This window comes from Natrinema sp. DC36 (assembly GCF_020405225.1).
GTDB lineage: Archaea > Halobacteriota > Halobacteria > Halobacteriales > Natrialbaceae > Natrinema.
Map to the genome: position 1 here is coordinate 1,040,794 of NZ_CP084472.1, position 20,604 is coordinate 1,061,397.

General features: G+C 62.5%; 27 protein-coding genes. 3 read left to right on the forward strand and 24 right to left on the reverse strand.

What is annotated here, in order from left to right:
• Window positions 1-46 precede the first annotated feature (46 nt).
• Complete coding sequence (locus tag LDH74_RS05665) at window positions 47-304, reverse strand: hypothetical protein (RefSeq protein WP_226041553.1); 258 nt, start codon at window positions 302-304, stop codon at window positions 47-49.
• Window positions 305-1,021, reverse strand: a complete 717-nt coding sequence (locus tag LDH74_RS05670) for a hypothetical protein (RefSeq protein ID WP_226041554.1) — start codon at window positions 1,019-1,021, stop codon at window positions 305-307.
• A gap of 319 nt (window positions 1,022-1,340) precedes the next feature.
• Here LDH74_RS05670 and LDH74_RS05675 point away from each other — a divergent pair, with 319 nt between their 5' ends.
• The 3 genes from LDH74_RS05675 to LDH74_RS05685 all read left to right on the forward strand — a co-directional run bounded on the left by LDH74_RS05675 (window position 1,341) and on the right by LDH74_RS05685 (window position 2,438).
• Entirely contained in the window at window positions 1,341-1,529 is a 189-nt protein-coding gene (locus LDH74_RS05675; protein WP_226041555.1) for a hypothetical protein, read from the forward strand.
• Between the two features lie 41 nt (window positions 1,530-1,570).
• The gene (locus tag LDH74_RS05680) at window positions 1,571-1,762 is read left to right on the forward strand and encodes a hypothetical protein (protein ID WP_226041556.1); all 192 of its coding nucleotides are present in this window, start codon (window positions 1,571-1,573) and stop codon (window positions 1,760-1,762) included.
• A gap of 70 nt (window positions 1,763-1,832) precedes the next feature.
• Complete coding sequence (locus LDH74_RS05685) at window positions 1,833-2,438, forward strand: hypothetical protein (RefSeq protein WP_226041557.1); 606 nt, start codon at window positions 1,833-1,835, stop codon at window positions 2,436-2,438.
• A 5-nt stretch (window positions 2,439-2,443) separates the two neighbouring features.
• Here the strand turns inward: LDH74_RS05685 and LDH74_RS05690 are convergent, their stop codons facing one another.
• The 22 genes from LDH74_RS05690 to LDH74_RS05795 all read right to left on the reverse strand — a co-directional run bounded on the left by LDH74_RS05690 (window position 2,444) and on the right by LDH74_RS05795 (window position 20,604).
• Window positions 2,444-3,535, reverse strand: a complete 1,092-nt coding sequence (locus tag LDH74_RS05690; RefSeq protein ID WP_226041558.1) for a hypothetical protein — start codon at window positions 3,533-3,535, stop codon at window positions 2,444-2,446.
• A 66-nt stretch (window positions 3,536-3,601) separates the two neighbouring features.
• A complete protein-coding gene (locus LDH74_RS05695; protein ID WP_226041559.1) occupies window positions 3,602-4,513 on the reverse strand; it encodes a LamG domain-containing protein in 912 nt (303 codons plus the stop codon).
• Window positions 4,514-4,515: 2 nt separating this feature from the next.
• Window positions 4,516-4,977, reverse strand: coding sequence for a hypothetical protein (locus LDH74_RS05700; RefSeq protein WP_226041560.1), 462 nt, complete (start codon window positions 4,975-4,977; stop codon window positions 4,516-4,518).
• Between the two features lie 29 nt (window positions 4,978-5,006).
• Window positions 5,007-6,719, reverse strand: coding sequence for a hypothetical protein (locus LDH74_RS05705; RefSeq protein ID WP_226041561.1), 1,713 nt, complete (start codon window positions 6,717-6,719; stop codon window positions 5,007-5,009).
• A gap of 8 nt (window positions 6,720-6,727) precedes the next feature.
• Window positions 6,728-9,388 (reverse strand): phage tail tape measure protein, encoded by a 2,661-nt coding sequence (locus LDH74_RS05710; RefSeq protein WP_226041562.1) that lies wholly within the window; start codon window positions 9,386-9,388, stop codon window positions 6,728-6,730.
• 19 nt (window positions 9,389-9,407) lie between these two features.
• Window positions 9,408-9,563, reverse strand: a complete 156-nt coding sequence (locus LDH74_RS05715; protein WP_226041563.1) for a hypothetical protein — start codon at window positions 9,561-9,563, stop codon at window positions 9,408-9,410.
• A gap of 125 nt (window positions 9,564-9,688) precedes the next feature.
• Entirely contained in the window at window positions 9,689-10,183 is a 495-nt protein-coding gene (locus LDH74_RS05720) for a hypothetical protein (RefSeq protein WP_226041564.1), read from the reverse strand.
• A 3-nt stretch (window positions 10,184-10,186) separates the two neighbouring features.
• A complete protein-coding gene (locus LDH74_RS05725; protein WP_226041565.1) occupies window positions 10,187-11,437 on the reverse strand; it encodes a DUF3244 domain-containing protein in 1,251 nt (416 codons plus the stop codon).
• 3 nt (window positions 11,438-11,440) lie between these two features.
• Window positions 11,441-11,632, reverse strand: a complete 192-nt coding sequence (locus tag LDH74_RS05730) for a hypothetical protein (protein WP_226041566.1) — start codon at window positions 11,630-11,632, stop codon at window positions 11,441-11,443.
• 2 nt (window positions 11,633-11,634) lie between these two features.
• Entirely contained in the window at window positions 11,635-12,165 is a 531-nt protein-coding gene (locus LDH74_RS05735) for a hypothetical protein (protein ID WP_226041567.1), read from the reverse strand.
• A 3-nt stretch (window positions 12,166-12,168) separates the two neighbouring features.
• The gene (locus LDH74_RS05740; protein WP_226041568.1) at window positions 12,169-12,351 is read right to left on the reverse strand and encodes a hypothetical protein; all 183 of its coding nucleotides are present in this window, start codon (window positions 12,349-12,351) and stop codon (window positions 12,169-12,171) included.
• Between the two features lie 3 nt (window positions 12,352-12,354).
• On the reverse strand, window positions 12,355-12,705 hold the full coding sequence (locus LDH74_RS05745; RefSeq protein ID WP_226041569.1) for a hypothetical protein: 351 nt from the start codon (window positions 12,703-12,705) through the stop codon (window positions 12,355-12,357).
• A gap of 1 nt (window position 12,706) precedes the next feature.
• A complete protein-coding gene (locus LDH74_RS05750; RefSeq protein WP_226041570.1) occupies window positions 12,707-13,081 on the reverse strand; it encodes a hypothetical protein in 375 nt (124 codons plus the stop codon).
• On the reverse strand, window positions 13,078-13,488 hold the full coding sequence (locus LDH74_RS05755; protein ID WP_226041571.1) for a hypothetical protein: 411 nt from the start codon (window positions 13,486-13,488) through the stop codon (window positions 13,078-13,080). Before LDH74_RS05755 ends, LDH74_RS05750 begins: the two co-directional genes overlap by 4 nt.
• A gap of 6 nt (window positions 13,489-13,494) precedes the next feature.
• Window positions 13,495-13,959 carry a hypothetical protein gene (locus LDH74_RS05760; RefSeq protein ID WP_226041572.1) on the reverse strand — a complete coding sequence of 155 codons (465 nt, stop codon included), beginning with the start codon at window positions 13,957-13,959 and terminating at the stop codon, window positions 13,495-13,497.
• A gap of 3 nt (window positions 13,960-13,962) precedes the next feature.
• The gene (locus tag LDH74_RS05765) at window positions 13,963-14,829 is read right to left on the reverse strand and encodes a hypothetical protein (protein WP_226041573.1); all 867 of its coding nucleotides are present in this window, start codon (window positions 14,827-14,829) and stop codon (window positions 13,963-13,965) included.
• Window positions 14,830-14,858: 29 nt separating this feature from the next.
• Window positions 14,859-15,257 (reverse strand): hypothetical protein, encoded by a 399-nt coding sequence (locus tag LDH74_RS05770; protein ID WP_226041574.1) that lies wholly within the window; start codon window positions 15,255-15,257, stop codon window positions 14,859-14,861.
• 2 nt (window positions 15,258-15,259) lie between these two features.
• Window positions 15,260-15,478 (reverse strand): hypothetical protein, encoded by a 219-nt coding sequence (locus LDH74_RS05775; protein ID WP_226041575.1) that lies wholly within the window; start codon window positions 15,476-15,478, stop codon window positions 15,260-15,262.
• Entirely contained in the window at window positions 15,478-16,740 is a 1,263-nt protein-coding gene (locus tag LDH74_RS05780) for a hypothetical protein (protein ID WP_226041576.1), read from the reverse strand. The genes LDH74_RS05775 and LDH74_RS05780 overlap by 1 nt, the downstream gene beginning before the upstream one ends.
• Before the next feature lie 62 nt (window positions 16,741-16,802).
• Window positions 16,803-17,684, reverse strand: a complete 882-nt coding sequence (locus tag LDH74_RS05785; protein WP_226041577.1) for a hypothetical protein — start codon at window positions 17,682-17,684, stop codon at window positions 16,803-16,805.
• Window positions 17,684-19,213, reverse strand: coding sequence for a hypothetical protein (locus LDH74_RS05790; RefSeq protein WP_226041578.1), 1,530 nt, complete (start codon window positions 19,211-19,213; stop codon window positions 17,684-17,686). The genes LDH74_RS05785 and LDH74_RS05790 overlap by 1 nt, the downstream gene beginning before the upstream one ends.
• A gap of 2 nt (window positions 19,214-19,215) precedes the next feature.
• A complete protein-coding gene (locus LDH74_RS05795; RefSeq protein ID WP_226041579.1) occupies window positions 19,216-20,604 on the reverse strand; it encodes a terminase large subunit in 1,389 nt (462 codons plus the stop codon).

The window sequence follows — 20,604 nt, forward strand, 5'->3', positions numbered from 1 at the left end:
TAACTAACCCAGATGTGGACGTCGCTGTTGGCTTGCCTCTCCCGGTCTACGGCACCTCAATCACTTCAAGACGCTCCTCGAGCTCTTGGATCCGATGCTCCTGTGCTAACAGCACCGAGACGAGAAACGGCTCCATTACCGTCATTTCGTTCTGGATCCCGGCGGCATCCGCAAACTGCCGCGCGTCGTCGAATAGCTGATCAAACCCGTCGCGATACTGCACCCGCAGCGCCCGCCGGAACGGCTGCCAGTCCTCCTCGAGGTGACGCAACTGGTCGCGATAGGTAGGGTTCGTCTTCCCCATCTATGCCACCTCCTGAATCGTGCCCGCGGTGATCGGCGTCGGATATGCTGGCTCACGCGCCTCGAGGATCTGCTTCCAGAAGGTGAGCGTGGTTTGGAGCATTCCATTCCCGACCGGGTAGACCAACGACTCGAATTCCTTTCCGATAAACCGAGCACCCTCGTCGGTCTCGAGGCACTCGATCCGCTCTTCGACGAGGTTGTCGATCGGCGCCGAAAACTCATCATCCCGGGCCTTCGAAACCAGAACCGGGCACTCGTATCGACGAGCCGCAGCTGCCAGCCGGGCGAGCGCCGACACGACCATCCGCTCGGACTCGTCCTCATCGAGATCGTCGTCGCGGTAGAGGCCGTCCACCGCCGGCACCACGATCAGGCCGACGTCGTCCCGGTCGACGGTCGCGAGCGTCCCGTAGTCGGGATCCTCGAGCAGCCTCGAGCACAGCGTGTAGTGCTGGTAGGCAGTGAATGCACGGGCGATCTGGATCTTCTTCAGAACGCGGCGACTCGGTGCGATATCTGCAAGCGGCGCAGTCTGTGCGTGGCCGTACGTGTCGATCCACCACGCTGTCCCCGGCCGCTCGAGGAGGAGATGGTCGACGGCGAGTGCGTGAAACGCCCCGCGAGACGAGGACTCCAGGAGCGTGATGCCCTTCTCGAGGGATGGAAGGTCGGGAATTTGGTCTATCGACGGTACTGCGTCTGTGTTTGTACCCATGCCTCCAACTGGATTGTCTCGATGGTTAACTGTTCGAGGGCGGTTTCCGATTCTTCCGATATCTTCGATTTCACGCCTGAGAGTCCCCCTTTTGCGTTGCTCTACACTGGCCGATCCGTTTCCGACATTTCCGAAACACGGCCAAAATATTATAACTCAGGATCCTATTTTGGGCCATAGGAGGTGAACGAAACTGCTAAACGTTGCACTCTTGGAGATCCTATTCACGATGGCCGTGATGGTGGGACTCCTCCAAAAGGGTCTAGAATAGACGACCGATTGCTATCCTTTTTATTGGAAGCCGCGGCCAACGCCAGCGATGTCTCTCACTGATCGGCAGGAAGACCTCCTGATCGCCGTCGCACTGACCGAGTTTTCCGTCCACTACGAACAGGCCGATCCCGAACTCTCACACCAAGCCTGGCAACTGGCCGCCGATCGCCTCGTCGATCGCGACGTCGAGCCGCGCGAGGCCGTCGGCGAACTTGATATACTAATGAAATTCTAACATTCCGAAAGTTGATAATCATCTCTTCCGACATGACAGATATGGCTAACTCAGAACGTCGGGAAGAATGGGCTGACCGGTGGAGGGTCTTTCTCGGAGCTTTACTGATCGTCATGGCTATCGCTGTGTTCATTTTGGAATCACAGCAGAGTGGCGCCACGACGGAACTCATCACGAACACGCTCGAGACGATATTGGAAGGTGTTCAGGGCATCGAAGAAGGAACCTCCTAACTGAAGTCCGCCGCCAAAAGCCGTCGGGATATCCGAAACATATATCACTAAACTATCCAATTAGAGTGATATGAACCGACGGAAGCTGCTGCTGGGGAGCGGAGTTGCACTCTCGACGGTCCTCGCTGGCTGCTCGAGCGACGAAACCGCTGACGGAGGAAATGGCAACGGGGACGATGATGATGATGACGGAAACGGTGATGGCAACGGAAACGATGACACTGACGAGGATGATAATAGCTCGGAAGATGAGGTCGAGGATGAGACTCAGCCAGATAGCAGCGATGAGGAACCGAGCGAGCCAGTAGTCACGAAGATAGGGCTGGTGAGCGAGTGGGAAAAGCCCGGTGACCTGGAAGAAAATGAAATCGAATCCGGATCAATAGACGAGGGGAATTGGAGTGCGTTCCAGTTCGACATCTATGCCCATGAAGGTGAACTAGAGTTCACCTATCAGTACGACCTCTATGGGCCGGAAAACGTTCGCCGTATGACTTCCTCCGATACAAAATCAGAATTGGTTGGTGGCGACGGCCAAGGCACCTATGAACAGAGCATCTATTTCGGCCCTGGAGAAAACTGGCCAACCGGCGAGTACTTGGCGAGGGTTACCATCCGCGACGAGATCAGTGGCGAGGTCAGCGAAGCCAAGACCACGACCTTCGAGCTGAGATAGGATAGCTACTCTTCGGCGAGCTCGAGCTCGACACGCCAGCGATCATCCTGATAGCCGGCAAACGATAGCCGCCAGTTCTGGATGAGGTACGTCCCCGACTCGAAACTCGCCACTTCCGGCGCGTCGATCGTCACGGTCTGGGAGCCCCCACTCGAGTCCTCACGGAAGTTCTTCCCGTCCGGCACGGATCGCTCGACGATCGCGTCGGGGAAACCTGCGGTGTCGGCGATCGTCGCCGCCTGGAGGTCGTCGACGACGATCGGAAGCGTCACGGTCTTGCCGGCGGTCGTCCCGCTTCCCGATGTTTCCCTGACCTGCTCCTCCTCGAGGGCGATCGTCCCGCGGTCGAGTTCGAACGTCCAGAGGCCGCCGGCTTCGGCGGCGGCATCGAAGACATCGCTGCGGTTCTCCAGGCGCTGGAACGTGAGCGAGATCTCGAACCGATCCACCTCGGCCTGAGTCTCCTGATAGGAGTTGACGTAATAGTCTGCGATGTCGAACGGTGGCCGGTAACTTGCTGGCGGAATAACTTCGACGGCCTCGTCTCGCCCCGCACGATCTATCGTCTGGAACGACCCCCCATATCCGGTGTCGACGGTGACGTTTCCAGTACGGCCGAACTGCCGCCAGTGATCTATACTGGAACGGGGCACCTCGAACGACAGTGTGAGTGTTTTAGAGTCTAACTCCGGCGGTTCCGGATCGATGAACGTTCCGCCGAAGATCCACACGTCTGATTCTGCCGTTGGAGACTGGCCCTCGAACGACAGCTGTGCTGGCCCAGGAGAGAGGACGTACCCGACGCGATGGTCTGCCGAAGGGATCGACAGCGTTGCTGCCGGTGGCGTGATCGTCGTTGATCCGGCTCCCGTGACTGTAGGGGCCGCTGGAGTGACCTCGAGCGTCGCTGCAGGAGGCTCAACAGTAACCGCTCCTGATGACGCGATCTCTCCGCCAGTGTCGAGTGATAGTTCTGCGGCTGGAGGGCGCAGTGTTTCGAGTCCGCCAAGCTCGAAGTGATCCGCACCCCGGCCGTCAGGGTCGAACTCCTGCAGATCGAAGTTTACGTTGTCGGACTCGGGTGGACTGTAGCTCATTGTTGTATCAAATTAGTGATGGTGCGTTTCTGAAGCGCTGACTGACAGACCCAGACACAGTCTCGCTTAGATTGATCCGGTGTTGTAGAGGTTGGAGACTTCTGTATCGGTCAGTCCCTTTCTATAAATACGAACATCGTCAACAAGTCCGTTCAGGTATCCAGACCCGCCCCGTCTACCGATTGAGGAGGTTCCCGACTCTGTCAAATTTCCTATAGTTGCAGTTGCTACGGATGAGCCATTGACATAGAACTCCATATCTCCGCTTGCTGTTTTCGTTCCGACAATATGTGTCCAAGTATTGTCATAGGAGAAACTGGTATTGGTACTTACGTACGATCCATCGTAACATTGGAATCCGATCTTAGTATCGTCAATATACAGCACTGCATCTGCACTATATTGGCTAGGTGCGTCAATTGTGACGATATATTGGGCTGATGATGGAGATGAGAGTTTCACCCACGCACTCAGTGACAGGCCATCACCAGATGAGTGGCTGACTGGAATGTCAACCGCGTCATCGGCCCCGTCAAGTGACACGGCGTATGATCCAATCTCTGAGTCGGTGGTATAAGTCCCCCCAGTGAGCGTTCCGTCGTTGCCATTCCAAGAGTCTGTGGCATCTTGTTCGAATTTATATCGGGCGACTCCGCTGTCGGGTATCGCAAAACCAATCTCCGGTGGTAGAGGATCGATCGAAAGTGCAGCAGGACCCGGCTCGATCACAGCATCCACCGTTAGGAACGGCAGTGACTCCGAGTTGTAATAGTTCCCGTCGTCCAGTTGGACCAGCGCATGATACCGATCGGGGCCATGAGCCAGACCACTAACTGACCAGGACCCGTCCGCTGTGCTGGTATCGCCGCCGACAACAACCCAATTCCCTGGACTCGAGGCCTCGGCGTCGACGACAGCCACCTTCGCGTTCGCGATCGGGTCGCCCTCGAGGGCAACCGTTCCTGATAGCGTCCCCATGATCAGCTGAGAGTTGCGATACCGAGGGTGTCCCAGGAGATGATGACGTCACTCCCGTTCGTGGCCAGTGGCAGAGAGGCGAGATCAGCGTCATCGAGGACGATGATGACATCGTCGTCGGCGGGCGTCGTATCATCCCCGCCGACCTGCCGGTAGATGATCGCACCCTGGATCGTCCCGGCGTCGATCCCCGTCCAGGTGAGATCGTCACCATCGAATGACGCCTGGTCGTTCGTATCGTCTTGCGTGGTCGTCTGGTTCGCGACCGTCTGGCGCGAATAGCCCGTCCCGCTCATCTCCTGGGCGGTCGTACCACCGTCAAGGATGTCATCGACGAACTCGTGGACGTCCGGATCGAACGTGAATGCGGTCGTGTCGTCGTAGAACGCGACACGGATGGTGTCGGCTGAGAGGTCGATGCTACTGGTCAGGAGCTGCAGCTTGGTGCGGTTTGGAACTTGCATTGGTCTGATGAATCGCTAAGTAGTCGTGGTCAGTTCGTCCGCCCACGTCGGAACAACTCCGACGCGAGCGAGAGGTTGAGTTCTCCGCGCGTCGACGGCGACGCAGTGATCGTGTTCAGGCCTGAGTTTAGTTCGGTCTCGAGATTTACCGTCTGCGTCCAACTACCGCTCGAGTCACCGACGATCGTCGTCAGCTCTTGGCCGTTGACTGAGATCGTGACATCGCTCGGGTAGTAGGTCGTCCCCTCGAACTGAGTCGTGACCTGCGGAGCGAGCGGGACTGACGAGCCGGTCGTCGTTGAGACCCCACCGCCGTTATCGGTGGTTTCTACCGATCCGCCACCCGACTCGGTTGTTTCCTGTGGGCCGCCCGCAGACGCCAAGGCGGTTCCCCCAGAAATTTCCCCGGTGTCTGGATCCGCGGTCAAATCGCCCGATGTGTGGTTATGAGATATCAGATTCATAGCGTATTCGTGTGTGTGGTCTGGTATCGTCACCTCGTGGTCGTGGCTACTGATCGTTACTTCGTGGTCGTGTGACAGCGGCGTCACCGGCGATCGCCACGCTCGGCCCTGGACGGCGAGCGTCACGTCTTTCTCCTCAACGATATCGTCCGGCCAGTTGACGACGACGAGTTCCTGGGGCGTCCCGTCACCGGCCGCGTTCCACCCGCTCGTGATCTGGGACCGGTCAACGAAGCCCTGGTAGCCGCGGTTAAAGCGCTGAATGTCCTTCCGGTTCTGACGGCCGGAATCGGATCTGGTCAGGAGTCGGTTCGACAGCGTCAGCTCGAGCACAGCGCCAGCTGTGCCGAGGATGGATCTTCGTTTCAGAACTCTGAGGGTGCGGTCGACCCCCTCTTTGGGGATCTGGACAGTGACGCGATCGCCGAGGCCAACGTCGACGCCGGCGACCGAGGTCTTCACCTCGAGGTGGCGCGGCTCACCGTCGTACTCGGTGGCCATCTGGTCGATGATTCGCTGCAGGCGGGACTGCTCCTGGATGTCCTTGTTCTCGTACTTCGCCCAGATCTGCTTCCCACCGTCGTAACTATCGGCGACGGCCTCGGCAGTCACCTGATCGGGGCCAGACTGCGCGCCGAACCCGCGGATGTGCGTGACCTCTTCGCGAGCGTCTTCCGTGATCTCGAGATCGCCGACGATCGTCTGGCTGTCTGGTGAGAGGACAACCTCCGGGCGGTCAGTACCGCGACGATCGACGTAGTCGACAGTCCGATCGTAGTTGTACCGAAGCTCCGCCCCGGTAGCTTCAGCGGTGTCACGGAGAGCCTTCGACGGCTCGGCGTAGCTGAACGACATGGAGAGGTTGGTCGCGAGCGTGTCGACCGTCCCGACGTCGAGTGTCGGCACCAGACCGAGCAGGTCACCGACGACCGCACTGTCGTTGACGTTCTGGTAGACGACGTTGTCGTTCGTCGGCTCGGCGTCTTTCGAGTCGCGCTCGTAGCCGGCGATCGAGACGGTCACCGTCCCATCGCCGCGCTTGTCGTCATCAAACCGGCCAGCGAAGAGCGGGTCGGCCGACGTTGGCGCTTCGACGACCAGGTGATCGGTTCGACGCTCGAGGATGTCGTCGACGTTCGACCATTCGTCTCGGTGAAGGACGACCTCACCATGGTCCATATCGCCTTTGAGTGCTTCGACCTTCTCGGCAGTCTGTGCCGAGACTGTCGTTTTCGTCGTGCCGTTCGCGTCGTCGACGCGGAGTGTGATCCCTGTCATGAGTATCGTCAGAAGGTGTCGTAGCGGCCGCTGTCGTCGATCTCGATACTGATGTCGAGACTCTCTTCGATCGCGCGGATCACCCCATCCAGTTTCCGAGTGATGTCGTCGGTACGATCGGTCCGCTCGAGGGCGCGTTCGACATCCTTTTCGACGCTGTCCTTGGCAGCCGACCCACTGCGATCTCCGCGATCGCGGTCTACCTCTGCTTCCGGGACGACCTCCTCGCCCTCGTGCACGATGGCACGCCCGGTCGACTCGACGAAGCCACCAGTGTCGAGCAGCGGACCTCCTCCAAAGATCGGTCCACCCCCACCGCCTCCACCATCGCCACCGGGCCGGCTGGGCCAATCGATATCGCTGCCCAAGGTTCCGTTGTAGGCCTTCTTGACGATTGTCGGAGGCTCAGGCCAATCCACTTCGATCTCGAACGCTTCTTTGATCGCGCTTGCAACCTTCTCGAACGCCTTTTTGACCGTCTTCTTCGCGGTCGTCCCGACCCAGTCAGAGATGCCAGTGAGTGTGGATTTGACGTCACCGATGAGCGTGCCCTCACCGGTCCCGATCAGGTAGCTGAACCCGGCTTTGGCCCCGTCGACCACAACGCCAAAGGCGCCACTGAAGAGAGACTTCCCAGTACTTCTGATCCACCTGGCGATCGTTCTGAAAACACCGGTCACGTCGCCGTGGAGTGTCCCCTCGCCGGTTCCGATCAGGTAGTTAAACGCTATCTTTACCGCGTCGACGACGATCGTCAGCGCTGCGACGAAGCCATCTTTTCCGGGGCCAGTCAGGAAGGACGTAATCCGGTCCCATGTCCGCTTGAGATAGTCGACGTAGAGGTCCCACGCCGTTTCCCAGTCGCCCCTGATGAGGGCGAGGACGACGCGAATACCCGAGAGAAGCATGTCCATCCCCTGGCTGACGACCAACTCGATCGCCCCGAACACCGCGTTGACGATCGTGAGGATCTCGTCGCCCCACATGTCCCAGGCCGTCTGCAGCTTGCTGAGGATCGGCTGGGTGACGTTGCGCCACAGGAAGGTCACGACCGTTTCGATGTAGCCGACGACCGCGTCAAACGTCTTCTGAGCCTCGGAGAGGAGTGCATCACCATGGCGGCTCCAGAGTTTCTCGATCGACTCGAGGATCGGCTGGAACAGATTCTTCCAGATGAATGAGAGATACTTCTCGATGGCCCCCGCGACGGCCTCGTAAGCGCCGGTAACCGTCTCGGTGATCTCCTCGCCATGTTCCTCCCACCATTCGGAGATGTTCTCGAAGAAGTCGCCGAGGATCTCTTCAACCTGCCAGACGACATTGCTGGTGACGTCACGAATCCCGAAGAGGTTCACCTTCCACGCGCCGGCGAGCAGCGCGATCGCAGCGATAGCGATCCCGACCGGACCAGTGAGGATCGTCAGTGCCCCACCGATGGCTCCGAGGACTGCCGACATGCCGCCGAGGGCCGAAACTGCGGACGCCGCTGCGACCGCAAATCCGCCGAGTGCGCCGGCAACGAGAGCGATTGTTCCGACCATTCCTCCAGAGCTCTCGTTCCACTCGCTGAACGCCGAGATGGCACTGTTCACATACCCGAGGAACTCCGAGGCGACGGGGAGAACATTCTCCCCGATCTGGATCGCAACGTTCCGGAGTCGGTTCTTCGTGACCTGTAGCTGGGAGTTGAACGTGCTCGAGGCTGCCTCGTATTCCTCCTGGAGGGACGTCCCGTCCTTCATCTGCTGGTTGGCCGTCTCCTGAGCCGACGCCAGTCCCTCCATGTTCTGCGAGAGGGCCGTCAGCGCCTGCTGGGAGGTCGTCGACAGCGACGAGCGGAGAGCATCGGACGCTTCGCCGCCCTCGCCCATCGTCTGAGCCATCCGCCTGAACAGCGCCGTGGGATCCTCGGACCGCATCTGCTCGAACTCCTCGACGTTCATCCCGAGGGCGCTCGCGAGATCCTTGACCTTCGCTGGGTCCTGGACCTCCTGAGCCATCCGGCGAAGCCGCGTGCCGGCGCGTTCTGCGCTTTCGGAGGCCTCGTTCATCGCGGCGTTGAGCGAGAAGATATCCTCGCTCGAGGCCCCCATCTGCGAGAGTGTCCCCGAGCTCCGGAGTGCGGAATCTACGATCTCGCTCGAGGAGGTTGCCATCGTGTTCGACAGCTCGTTGATGACGTTGCCCATGTCGCCGACGCGCTCGATCGGGACGTCCATCAGCGTCGAGAGACGGGCGAAGGACTCGCCGGCCTGCTGAGTCGAGAGGTCCGTCGCGACGCTCATCTTTGCGACGGTCTCCGTGAAGTTCTCGATGTTCTCGGAGCCCTCGATCCCGAACCGACCGGCCTGGGCGGTGATGTTCGCGAGTTCCTTCTGGGCGACCGGCATCCGCGAGGCCATCTCCTGGATTGCATCACCCATCTGGCGGGCGGTCTCCGGATCGGTGACCTTCTCGACCTCGACCATTTGAGATTCGAACGCAGCAGCGGCCGACGTCGCCTTCGCGAGGCCACCGACGGCGAGTGCACCCAGTGCCGCCCCTGCAAGCCCAGCCACATGCCGGACGTTGCCGAGTGCCTCGGTTGCTGTATCGGTCGCCTCCCGCAGACTCGAGGCGTCGCCACCGATCGCTACCTGGACCTCTTCGGATGCTCCTGTTTTTGCCATAGAACGTAGGTTGGGGCGGCTACTCGCCGCTGAAGTCGTCGTTTATCTCGTCAAGAAGTCGGTTCCGCTCTGCCTGCTGGCCGGCCTTCAGCTCCTGCTTTTGAGAGGCGACGTTCGGTGACGTCGACGAAGACTGATCTCGTTGCTGCTCGCGAGCGTGCTTCTTGTCGAGCACGAGCTGCCGGCGTCCTTCGAGGTAGCGGCGGACCTCCGAGGCATGCAGCTTGGGAATCGAGAAGTAATCGTAGCCGCCTTCTTCGTGGAGGATCGCCTCGATACGCGCTTGCCGGGCGTGGTAGCCTACGTCTCGTCCTCGTCCTCGGCTTCGTCCTCGTTGTCCATCGCCTGATCCATCGCCTGACTCAGCACGCCCTCGAGAGCGTCGTCCCCGATCCCGTCCAGGGCTTCCATCGCTGCGAGGTTCTCCCGAGTCTGCTGTGCCTCCACGGCCCGAAAAACTTCGTGACCACTGCCGTTCTTGACGGCCTGGATCAGTCCCGGAGCAACGTACTCGGGGACCTCGTCGTAGCCATCGGAGCCGATCCCATCGAGGATGAACGTCTGGAAGAACTCGTCGACGCGATCGTCGTCGGCTTCGTCTTCCTCGAGGACGTCCTTCCAGTCCTCGTACTCGCCGCCAGCCATCGGCTTGACGAGGACCGCCCGGTCAGTCCCGGGGATCCGCTGTTTGACGCCCTGCAGTTCACCGTCTCCGTTTCGGGAGACGCCGAAGTCTTCGGCGTGTGCGATCTCGAGATCTTCGCCGTCGTTGAGTCGGGTTTCGTGTTCACTCATGCGTTAGTTGGCCTCCAGTTCGATAGCCGGATCGCCGCTCGCTGCGAACGTCTCGCTGATCGCCGCGGTCGCCTGCCCGGATGCCTCGCGCTCTCGCGAGCCGGGCGACTCGTTGACCGTGTTCTTGAACCGCACGATGCCGCCGGAGAGCTCGTGCTCGATGTCGTTCTGCGTCTTCTGCAGTGACTCCATCATGGAGTCGTGCGAGACGGTCGGTCCGGCGACGTCGGCGTCGACGGTGACCGTTCGGTCCGACGGGTCCACGGTGGGTGCCCGACTCGTATGGACCGAGTCCGTCGAGAGGTCGTTCTCGATAGCCCACGAACCCGAGTTGAGGCGGGGACGGACCGGCGTCCCGACAGGCCGCTCGATGCGGTCGCCGAGGAAGTGTTCGAAGGTGGTTCCGATCTCGGCGGCGTGACTGCCAGCGCCGAGCGGCGGGACGCCACGATCGCCGTCGACGGGCTGGTCGTCATCGCTGTAGGTCAGCCCGCCGGCGAGCTCGCAGATGGTCGTGCCACTGCCGTCGGTGATCGTGATGTCGCCGGTCGGCTCACCGGAGAGCCAGATGGAATCGATATCTCCGAACGACTCGGTCGTCGTAACCGCGGTCGTCCCGTTGAGGGCGATCGTCTCCGTTGTGGATGCGTCCTCGTTCTCGATCGTGACGTCCATTGTGTCGTCGGCGTCGTCGGAGACGATTTCGAGCGTCGTCCCAGCGCTGGGCTGATGGATGGCAACGCTCCGGACCTTCCGCGGCTGGAGCCCGAGCTCCATCAGGATCGGCTGCTCGCTCGAGGGATCCAGCGTCGGTTCGACGCTCTCGACCTCGGCGCCGCGAACGACCGAGAACACCCGGATTCCGGCGCCGTCGTTGCCGCCGGGGATCTCCGTGCGCTCGACCATCAGCAGCGATCCGAGAAGCTGGTTGTACTCGTCACGAAGGATCCCGTACGCCGAAGGGTCGATCGGGTTGCCGTCGACGTCCACGGGGAAGCGCTGGAGATCGTAGCCGATGTCAGCGCTCGGCTCCTCCGTACCGCGGTTGTGATCGACAGCGTCGGCCGTTCCGATCGCGTCCTGGCGGGCGTAGCTGACGCCCGATTCGGCGCTGAAGCTGCGGATTACATCTGAAAAGCGGTTCCACTCGATGTCGGTGGGGACGCTCATCGGGCCGTCGGGTTCAGGAACCCACTCGTAGCGGCCGGGAAGCGTCCCGCTCTCTGGCGTGTCGTGTGCTTGTGCTTGAGACATGAGTTACTCCTCTGTGTCCTTCTCGTGGACGTCGTCGTAGTGCGCGATCATCGCCTCGCCGACCTCTCTCGAGACCTGTGCCGTCCCGGTTGAGGCGAACTCGACCGGCTCGTCCATCACCGGTTCGCCATCGTCGTCGGTCAGATCGGCGTTGAAAAGTCGTCGCGTTGCCGTGTTCTCATTCGTGATGAACATCGTCAAGGTGTCTCCGTGTGCTTCATCCGGGCGATCACGAACCGTCGGTAGTGCGTCGGCGAGCGCTGCGTGTCGTTGCTCTCGACCGGTTGCTCGGCGTTGACCCACTCGTAGCCGTCCGGGACTGGCGGCCCCTCGTCGGCTTCGTCAGCTTCGAAGAGCACGCGGTGGACTTCGCGACCGAGAGCGTTCGCGACGACGTCCGGGTGCGAGCCTTCCGACTGGTAGACATCGGCGTCGTACGGGCCGCCCCAGCAGTCGATCTGAACCGACGTGATCACGTCCTGGATGCCGCCTTTGCCGCCGGCGTCGATGCCGGAGTAGCCCGTCTCACCGCCGCCGGGGACGACCGGATCCTCGGAGGCGATCGCGACCTGCGGGTAGTCGTTGTCCCCGTCGTAGTCGGCGAACCGAACGTCACCCTCAGCGGTCGGGTCCGTGGGGTCGCCTGCGGTGAACGCGACTGGGACCTCGCTCTCGTTGAAGTGCGTCCGAAGGAACGCCACGAGGTCGGACTTGATGTCTCGAGTCATCGGTCAGTCCTCCAGATCTCCGAACTTGTAGCCCTCAGAGGACAGCTTAGCTCGGCGTTCTTCTGGTGGAATATCGCCGAGACAGGGGATTGTCTCCGCGTTCATGACGACCAGAATGCCGCGGTCCGTTTCGTCGATGAGGCGCTTAGCCTCTTCACGTGAGATCTCCTCGTAGCCGTTTTCCATCGGTCAGTCCTCCACGACGGTCAGTACGGTCACGCCGCCGTCCTCTTCGTGCATGTCGAGAAGGCGGTACTCCGCGCCGGTCGGGTGCTGGAGCAGCGTCGGATAGCCGTCGGCGCTGCCAGCTGGCCGGAGCGTCGTCCCGTCGTCCGGAACTGCCCGTACCTCGAGGTCGGTCTCGACGTCCGTGCCGTCCGAGTTCGTTGCGGTCTGGGGCATCCCGCGGGACTCGAGGACGCCGACGATCGTGCCGTCGTCCGAGTAGGACGGCGTGTCTCGTCCGCCGCCCCCGCTGGCGTTCTGGAGCTGGTATTCCTTGCCCTGGGACTGGATCATTCGGGCGATCGGTCCGTGCATGTCAGCTCACCTGCTCGATGCGGATCGAGGCGATCAGGTTCCCAGTGTCGCGGATGTCCTTGCGATCGGCGATCCGCTTCATCCGATCCTGGACGGCCAGCGCAGCACAACGGATGATGTTCTCCTCCGAGTTTAGCGGGATGCCTTGGGAGCTCGAGATCCGCCGAACCTCGGTCGCCGTGTTCGTCTGGACGCGTTCCGCTGCTGGGCGAGCGAACGGTCGGGCCTCCATCTTCGAGGTCCCGAGTTCGTTGTAGATCGCGTACTCGACGGTTGGGCCGGCGATGTAGGTCGTATCGCCGTCGAAGTCGGCCGTGATCTGGTCGAACATGTCGGTCGCAGCGTCGAACCCGGTCAGCGACACACCCCAGCTCATGAGTTACCCCCGCTCGAGCTGATGTGGCGGTCGGAGTCGTAGATGATCGAGTTCGGCTGACCGAACTCGTCGCCTGGATCGAGGCTTCGGACACGCTGGCGTATGTTGTCGATCTCGGTGGTTTCGTACGTCTTGCTCGAGCGCCCAGACGTGACCGACTCGGCCCGTCGGTCGAGACCCTCGGCGATCCGCAGCGCTGCGAGCGTGGCCTCGAAGTCTTGCCGGTGCTGCTCGTTCTCGAACGTGATGTCGGTGTCGTCGTACTTGCGATCGATATCGCGCTCAACGCGACCGAGGATCCCGGTGCTGTCGGGGTTGTCCTGCTCGCCCTCGATGTCCGAATCGTCGAGGATCGTGTTGATCTCGACGCGGACGTCTTCCGCGCTGGTGCCAGCGCTCGTAGCCATGAAGGGTTACTCCTCCAGGTCGTCGAGTCGGGAGTCGATCGCGTCCTTCGCGCCGTCGCGATCCTTCTGTTCTTCCTCGAGGCTCCGGAGAGCGACAAGTGCCGCTTCGTCGTCGATCTCCGCGACTCGCTCCTCGATCTCGTCGTTGGTGTGCTCCTCCGGGTTGAACGGGAGCGTTCCCGTCTCGGCTTCGGTCGGATCGTAGGTGACGCCCTCGCGGTCAGGGTCCGAGTCCGTCGGAGGAACTTCGGTTCCAGACTCGCTCTCGGCCTCGTCCTCGTCGCTCGAGGCTTCAGGCCCGCGACCGCCGCGCTCGATGTGGCGGTGCATCGCGAGGAGCTTGTCGGCGACCGTCGGATCCTCGACGAACGCGTAGCCGTCCTCGTCGAACTCGAGCGGCGAGTTGTCGCCGAGGATCTGCGAGTTGCGGAGCTCGGTCGCCTCGCCGCTTTCATGTTTGAGGTAGGGCATGGGTTACGTCTGGATGGCGATGTTCGCCGACGGCTGGGTGGCTGCGAAGCCGACCCGCTCGTCGATCTGCCAGACGGTACTCTCGATCGACTCGTCGTAGTAGCTCGAGACGTCGAGCGCCCGGCGAGTCGATTCCCAGCCGAAGTTGGTCGGGTCGACGAGGTACGCCTCGCCTTCGGCGTAGTTCCCGGTGTTGTCGAGGAAGACCGGAACGTCGCCGGCGACGCCGAGGAACGCCTGCTGGCCGACGAGGTTGCCCTGGGGTAGGATCCCCATCTCGAGGACGGAGTCACCGAGCTCGGATGCCTGCGTGAACTTGTCCATGTTCAGCAGGGCGTTCATGTTCTGGCCGCCGGTGAGAAGTCGCAGTTCGGCGATGTCGAGCTCGTCCTGGAAGGCGCGCTGCCGGGCCAGGGTGATGTCCTCGTACTCGATGACGCCGGCCGTCGCGTTGCCGGCGTCGATCGGGCCGGCGCTGTTGGTGTTGTTCGAGAGGATGTTGTACGCGATCCCGTCGACACGAGTCTCCTCGGCTTTGACCAGATCCTCTTCCTGGTCCATCGTGATGTCGATGACGTTGTCCTCGACGTCCTCGTCGGGGATGACGACCTCGAGGCCGTACTTCGTGTGGGCGACCTGGACCGTGTCGTAGTCCTTTGTCGCCCGCGGGAACTCGCTCCCCGGCGGAATCTCGGCGACATCGCCGTCGAAGTCGCCGTCGGAGATCGGGAACTCGACGGAGTTACTGTCGTTGTTGGTCGCGTCGTAGTCCTTGAAGGCGGTACGACTCTGGTACTTCTTGTTTCGGATCTTTTCGACGATCGATCGAACGTCGTCGTCGCTGATGATGTCGGATGCTTTCTGAGCCATGTGTGATCAGGTGGTGTCGTCAGTTGGTCTTACAACAGAATCCACGCGTAGCCGGCCGGTGCGTCCTGGCCGCGCCAGGAGCCGCCAGCGTCGGAGAGTGCGTGGGCGGGGCCGCCGCTGCTCGTCTCGAGGGTGCCGACGGTGCCGTTCGTCGCGTTTCCGACGTCGAGATCGTCGCCGGCGGAGACGGTGCCCTCGACGGCCGCCACGGTAGGGCCACTGACGTGCGCCGGGGCGACGCCGCTGTTCTCAGTCGCCCGCCCTCGTGCGCGGACGCCGAGGAACGCATGCCCCGAGTCGCCATCGGCCGGCTCGATGTCACCCGCCGCGATCGCGACGACATCGCCAGCCGCAGTCGAATCGTCGGAGTCGGGGTAGCCGATAGTCGTCGTACTGTCGCCGCCGTTCTGTCCGGGTTCGGATACCATGATCAGTTACCTCCAGTCCATTCGACCTCGGGGTCGGTGACGAGGTCGTACTCGTCAGACGCTTCGACTGCCGCAGCGGCAGCGTTGAGAAGCGACTTCCGTTTCTCCTCCCGTCCGAGTTCCGTGAGGTCGAGGACCAGTCGGTCCTCGTCGTCGAACTCGGCGAAGTCGGGATGGTTCTCGATGATCGAATCTGTGTCCTCCTCGTAGAACAGCGTCATCAGAGCACCTCCAGTGCGCCGTCGTAGTCGTCGGCGTTCGCGAGCTCTGCCGCCTCGTTGCGGAGTGCCTCGACGCGCTCGTCGGGCAGCGCCGAGCCGACGGTCGAGAGCTTGGTGTCGATCTCCTCGATGCGCTCGATGTCCTCGTCCGTCGGGCCGCTCGAGCCACCCGAGCCGCCGGTCGGACCGGAGCCGGTCTCCGGCGTCTGGGTGAGCGCCTCGACGTCGAGGTCGCCGTCGTCGGTCTCGAACTCCGCGGCCATCGCGTCGAAGCTCATCGCCTCGACGGTGGCCTCGCGAAGGCCGAGGTCCTCGGTGAGCGCCTCGGCCATCATGCCCTCCACGATCTCGACGCGATCGCGCATGGCTTCGGCCTGCTCGGCGTCCATGACTTCGGGGTCGTCGACGCCGGCTGCCTCTTCGATGAGGTCTTCGTGTTCGTCCGCCTGTTCCTCGAGTTCGGTGAGTCGGTCTCGCACCTCGGCCTCGACGACCGTCGGGTCGTCCTTCTGCCGGGCTGCTGCGACCAGCTCCTGCTCTTTGTCAGTTAGGTCCATGATGATCGGATCGTCGTTGGCCGGGGTGCTCTGGCCGCCGCTGCCGTTCTGGCCGTCATCGCCCTCCGGGTGATCGTCTGCCAGTGCTTCGACGTCGACGCCGTAGTGAGCCGACAGCGCCTCCGCGGCTTGGGGCTCGATATCCGGCGAGGGGCCGACGTTGATCTCGTTCGACGGGACGGCGCCGTCGGCGACCAGCGCCACGTCTCGAGCGCTCTGGACGTTGGTCACCTCATACAGTGCGTCCGGGTCGCCCTCATCGCCCTCGACGAGCTCGGCTTCCCGGATCACGACCGGCGAGATCTGGGCGAGGCCAGTCTCGACCGTCTCCTCGGCTTCCCAGTCAGCGAGGAAGCCATCGAAGAGGAGGCCAGCGTCCTCGTCGAACGTCGTCGCCGTGATCTCGCCGACCTTCTCCTCCATCGAGACGGCGCCGGACAGCACGGGACCGTCGTCGGTCATCTCGACGCCGACGTGTTGCTCGGGGTCGAGACTGTCGGCCATCGTCAACGGCTTCCCCTCGAAGACGCCGTCCTCAGCCATCTGCTCGAGGATGTCCGCCGGCCAGCGCGTTCGCTTCTTGGTGAGACCAGTCGTGACGTCGTCGGCCCCGAAGAGCACGCCGTGTACCGGGAGCTGATTGTCGGTCGGTTCAGCTGCGACGGCAGCGACGCCCGCGCCGTCGCTCAGGATCTCGTAGGTCATGATGTAGTTGTGAAAAGTCCATGCCGGGAGGGCCTCGCCCCGGCGGGGTCATCGGTAGCCGGTTAGTTGCCGGTCCAGACCGTGTGCGTGCATCGGCAGTTCGGGTGACGGGGCAGGTTCCCGTACGCCTTCGACGCCACGTAAGGCGCGCCGGCCGCGTAGGCTTGGCACTGTGGACAGGCGTCGGTCGCCAGGATGACGTCGACCTTCTCGACGCCGGCGCGCTCCCACTCCTTGAGCCGGCCCCAGTTGTGGGAGTTCATCAGCTCCGTCCGCGAGATCATCGTCGCCCGGTTCATCGCCGCTCGAGGCGTGCCGTCGTCGACGCGACCGAGGATGTCCGAGACGCCGCGGGCGACATCTCGAGGCCCGTCGCCGCTCGCCAGCCCGTCGGTCAGTTCTCGGCGGACATCGCGGGCGATGTCGTCGGTCAGCCCACGGAGCTCCTCGAGGTTCCGTGAGTAGAGCTGCTCGAGTTGTTCCTGGTGGACCGGCATCCGAATCGACGCGGAAGCGGCCGCCTCACCACTTCCTACGTTCAGCGCACCGAGCTCGTGCTGAGCGTCTTCGACGCCCTTGAGGTAGGCCCGATCGATGAACTGATTCTCGCCGCCGTACTCGGTGAGGACCTCATTCTCGAGCTGCCGTTCGAGCCAGCGCTGCGCGGCCTCGACCTTCTGCGGATCCGTCGTGAACTCGAACTGGCCCGATGTGGGCGCGTCGACGAGCGCCTCGGTCTGCAGTCCAAAGACGTCGTTCTCGACGATTCCCGTCCGGAGCGCCGAGCGGATCGCGGCCAGCCGTCCACGGAGCTTCTGGGCGTACCGCTGCCGGATGGATCGGACCCGCGCTGGTTCATCGCGATCACGGGCCCGCTCGAGGTAGCGCTCGTGGGCCGACGTCTGCTCCGGGACGCCGGCGTCGGCGCTGGCGGCGGCACTCATCAGTCGTCAGCCTCCTCGGCGGCCTCGCCGGTCATGCCCTCAGCCATCTCTTGAATATCCGGCGCCGACTCGTCGACGTCGATCTCGCCGCCGGCGAAGACGTCCTCGGGAAGGTCCATCGTCGTCGTGAGGAACTTCTCGAGGTCCAGGACGGCGTCGATCGGGACGTTGCCGAGGCCGTTGTTCAGGGCCTTCATGAACTGCTCCATCTTCTCGATCTCGCCGTCGTCCAGCGTCGCGATCGGGTTGTCGCTCTCCTTCGGCGCGATCTTCACCTCGAGGCCAGCAGGCTCGAGGTCCGGATGGCGATCGGCGACCGCCCGGAACGCCTGCGTCCAGTCACGCTCAGCGGAGCGGCGCTCCTCGACGATCGTGTCCTGGTAGGAGTTCTCCTGCCGATCCGAGACGTGGTTCGCAATGGACTCACCGAACGCTGTTGCGTACTTCGGTGCCGGCAGCGGTGCGAGGATGTCCGCGACGTAGTGCTCAAGCGGGCCGTCGAGTTCGGGGATCGTTGGTTCCCACTGATCGGGCGTGATCGAGCCGTCGTGGCCGATGATTCCGCCTGCCTCGAGGTCGTCGACGTTGTTGACCCACTCGTCCTGCTCATCCTGGTCCCATGTCTCGACGATCGCGTCCCCGTCCGGTAGCTCGGTGACTTCGGTATCGAATTCCACGAGCCAGACGCCGTAGGCGGTCTTCTTGATCGCCACGGCGCGGTCCCGTTTGATAGACCGATACTCCTCGGCATCGTCGGCGATCGACTCGAGAGGAGATGTTCCGAAGATTCCCTCCTCGGTTGCGTCGTCGCCGCCGATGTCGGGGTCGATCGTTCGCTTGAGGACATCGTTCTGCGAGAGGTAGACCTCGTCTTCGTCCATCCCTCCGTTGCGCTGGCCGACGATCGACTGATCGTCGAACTGGACGTAGGCCGCCGCCTCGCCGCGCTTGGTGATCTCGCCCTCCTCTGCCGCCTCCGTATCGTCCGGCTCGAGAAGGATGTTCGTGTTTGCGTAGGTACGAGCCGAGACGGTCTCCGGGCGGATGTGCTTGAAGCCCGTGATCGGCCCCATGGGCTCGGTCTCTTTGCCGTCCTGCTTGAGGTACTCGTTGAGCGTCGTCCCCTTGGTCCACTTCTGTACGATATCGACCTTCAGGTAGGGATAGAACGGCTGGCGCTTCTCGCCGGCGATCACCGCGCAGTTCTCGAGGAAGCCGCCTGCAGGTGCGAACTCCGGAGCGTCATCGCCGCCCATGAAGTAGGCCTGGGTGGTGTCGTCGTCAGCCTCGATCCGAACGCCGGGCTTGACGACGTCACGGACAAACTGGTTGAAGTTCGCCCGGATGATACCGATCTCGCGGTAGTACTCGTGGTACTCGTCGATGTCCTCGGGCGGGTTGAGATCGTCGACGTCCGAAGACTCGATGAAGATCCTCGAGTTCCGGGTGACCGTCTCGACGGTCTGGGTCAGCCGGGAGCTAAGCGCCTCGATCTGGCCGCGGACGCGGCTGGGGAATCGTGCAGACATGGTTATCGAATAGAACTCTGGCTGGGCATCGACCCAGACTTGAAATGGATCTGAACCGAGTCCTGGGTCTCGTGAGTGAAGATCGCGTACCGGAGCGCGTCCATGATATGGTCGTTCTCCTTCTTCGGCTTCTCCGACTCCCGACCGTCCTTGTACTGGTAGGCGTGGAACTCGTTGATCGTCTCCTGGCAGAGATCGTGGACGCGGAGTTCGTCGCGCTTCGCGGCGACGGTCTTGATGCCCTCCTCGACCGACTTGTCGGACTTCCGAGCGTCGAAGCCGTTCTCGTTCAGCGCCTCGATCGACTTCGGCTCGGCGCTGTCACAGTAGACCGGGCCCGAGCCGTAGTCGCCCTCCAACTGCTCGAGCTCGGCAGCGATGTCGTCGTTGCCCATCCGCCGGGACTTGCGCTCCTCGACGACGTACCAGCGATCACCGTGGATCAGGACGGCGACGATCGCCGCGTGGTTCGAGAAGCCCCAGTCGACGCCGTAGATCGTCTCGTCCCAGCTGTCCGGGAGGTCGTCCGACTCGAGGATGTGGTCGTCGCGATCGAACCACGGGTAGACGAGCCCGTCGAACTGCGTGAACGCACCCTCAACCTCCTGCTGGTAGTAAGAGCCGCTATACTCGTCTTTCAGCCGCTCGATGTAGTCGTCCGGGTTGTGCGGGTTGAGCCAGGATGGGACACCGAAGACGCCACGGACCCGGTCGGACTCGCGGACCTCGTAGACGTCGTCGTGGACGATCTCGGCGTCGTCCTCGTAGAAGCGATCGTAGACCCAGTTGAAGCCTCGAGGCGTCCCTGTCAGGAACGCGTTCCGATAGTTCCCGACGCGGAGACGTCCGGAGAGGACTTCCCAGGCGCGCTCAGCCAGTGACGCGGGTTCGTCGATTCCGACCCATGCGAGGTTCGGCCCACGAAGACGGCGGATTTTACGCTCGTTAGACGCCGTCTGCAGGATGATGCGGGAGCCGCTGGGTGTGTGGACACCGGGTTCTTCGCCACCGGGACCGACGTACTCGCAGACCTCGAGGAGACCGAACTCTCGCATCGTCGGGAGGATGGCGTTCTTGATCGTCGGCCAGTCCGGGGCGATGATCGCGCCGAGCTCGCCGCGGTTCCAGCGCTCGGCGTTCGCCCAGGCCCGCATGATGAGCGTCGCCGTCTTGCCGGCGCCGAGCCCCGAGATGATGACGTGGTTCGAGGCATCGGACGAGATCGCGGCGTCGCCCTCGGGGCCGGCGAGGAAGTCCTCCTGGGGAGCGAGGCCAGTGTCCGCGTGGACGTACGGCCGGACCTCTCGAGAGTCCCGCTGCCGATCGAAGATCGTGTAGCTCGGCTCGGGGAACTCCTCGGTGTACGATGTCGTGGAACTGGCAGAGCTCAT